The organism is Peterkaempfera griseoplana (assembly GCF_001418575.1).
Lineage (GTDB): Bacteria > Actinomycetota > Actinomycetes > Streptomycetales > Streptomycetaceae > Peterkaempfera > Peterkaempfera griseoplana.
On the sequence record NZ_LIQR01000403.1, the window covers coordinates 1 to 1,449 of the forward strand.

General features: G+C 73.6%; 3 protein-coding genes and 1 pseudogene. All 4 read right to left on the reverse strand.

From position 1 onward, the window contains the following. The coding region (locus AOK09_RS27415; RefSeq protein WP_055589928.1) for a GTP-binding protein at nucleotides 1-496 on the reverse strand (496 nt) is incomplete at its 3' end. Further along, on the reverse strand, nucleotides 474-830 hold the full coding sequence (locus tag AOK09_RS27420) for a DUF742 domain-containing protein (RefSeq protein WP_055589929.1): 357 nt from the start codon (nucleotides 828-830) through the stop codon (nucleotides 474-476). The genes AOK09_RS27415 and AOK09_RS27420, both read right to left, overlap by 23 nt. Then, nucleotides 827-1,246, reverse strand: a complete 420-nt coding sequence (locus AOK09_RS27425; RefSeq protein ID WP_055589930.1) for a roadblock/LC7 domain-containing protein — start codon at nucleotides 1,244-1,246, stop codon at nucleotides 827-829. Before AOK09_RS27425 ends, AOK09_RS27420 begins: the two co-directional genes overlap by 4 nt. Then, a pseudogene (locus AOK09_RS41410) lies at nucleotides 1,243-1,449 on the reverse strand (hypothetical protein); the annotation flags it as partial. The pseudogene AOK09_RS41410 and the gene AOK09_RS27425, both read right to left, overlap by 4 nt.

Sequence of the window (1,449 nt, forward strand, 5' to 3'; positions counted from 1 at the left end):
TCTCGGGCAGCAGGTCCAGCGCCTTGCGCAGGCGCTCGTCGTCGTAGGTGGGCGCGTCCGGGAAGTCGTTGACGGCGACCGCGTACGGCAGCCCGGCCTCCTCCAGCCGGTCGATGACGTCGAAGGACTGGTCCAGGCGGCGGGTGTCGGCCAGTACCAGGGCGCCGAGCGCGCCGTAGGTGAGGTCGTGCCACAGCTGCTGGAAGCGGGCCTGGCCCGGGGCGCCGAACAGGAAGAGGACCAGGTGGTCGTTGAGGGTGAGGCGGCCGAAGTCCATGGCGACCGTGGTGGTCGTCTTGTCCTTGATGCCCGCGAGGTCGTCGACGGCGGCGCCGGCCTGCGTCATGGTCTCCTCGGTGCGCAGCGGCCGGATCTCGGAGAGGGTGCCCACCAGGGTCGTCTTGCCGACGCCGAAGGGCCCCGCCACCACGATCTTGACGGCCCGCTGTACCGACTCGGGCAGATAGCGGGCGTCACCGGAGGGCACGGAGTCCACGGAGTACCTCCTCCACAAGGTCGCGGTCGGGGCGCTCGGCCCGGGGGATGGGGGAGCGGGTGCTCAGCAGGCCCTCGTCGACCAGGTCGGCGATCAGGACCTTGCAGATGCCGACCGGCAGGGTCAGGTGCGCCGAGATCTCGGCGACCGAGAGCGCGCCGCCCCGGCACAGCTCCAGCAGCGCCTGCTTCTCCGGGCTGAGCAGCCCGGTGGGCCGGCTGCCGGTGATCCGGACCAGGGTGACCAGGTCCAGGGTGTTCCGGCTGGGCACGGCCCGGCCGTCGGTGACCACGTACGGCCTGACCAGCGCGCTGTCCCGACGGCGGGCGGTCATCCGCGGCCGCCCTCGCCGAGCCGGTCGGGACTGGCCATGGCCTTCCCCAGGCGGTCCACCAGCTGCTGCATCCGGAAGCTGCATGCCTCCAGGTCGACCCGGTCGGTGGCCGAGACCGCCAGGTAGGAGCCCTCGCCGGCGGCGATGACCAGCACGAAGGCGTCGTCGAACTCGATCAGGGTCTGCCGCCACGGCGGGACCGGGCCGTCCTCGGCGTAGCCGCAGAAGCCCGCGGTGTTGCGGCTGATGGAGACCACTCCGCACAGCGCCGCGGCCTGGCGTTCGGCCTCGTCGCGGGAGATGCCCTCGGAACGGGCGCGCAGCAGGCCGTCCCGGGTGAGCAGGATCGCGTGCAGGGTCTCGGGCATGCCGAGCGCCTCGTCGAGCATCCAGTCGAGTGTGCCGTCGTAGTTCATCGCTGCGGCTGCCTTTCGCTCTGCGTCGGGCCTTCGGTGGTGTCTGCGGGGGGTGCGGCGCGGCCGGCCCTGGTGCCTCGCTGGAAGGCGCCGAGCGTGGCGGCGTCCTCCTTGGCGGGACGCGGCTCCGGCGCCTGCGGGGCGGGCGGCGCCGCGGCGCGGGCGTGCTCGGCGACGGGCTGCCGGCGGCGGCGCTGCGGCAG

Bases quoted from the DNA above. Each gene is read 5' to 3' on its own strand.
- AOK09_RS27420 (WP_055589929.1), bottom strand. From the start codon at position 830: ATGACCGCCCGCCGTCGGGACAGCGCGCTGGTCAGGCCGTACGTGGTC.
- AOK09_RS27425 (WP_055589930.1), bottom strand. From the start codon at position 1,246: ATGAACTACGACGGCACACTCGACTGGATGCTCGACGAGGCGCTCGGC.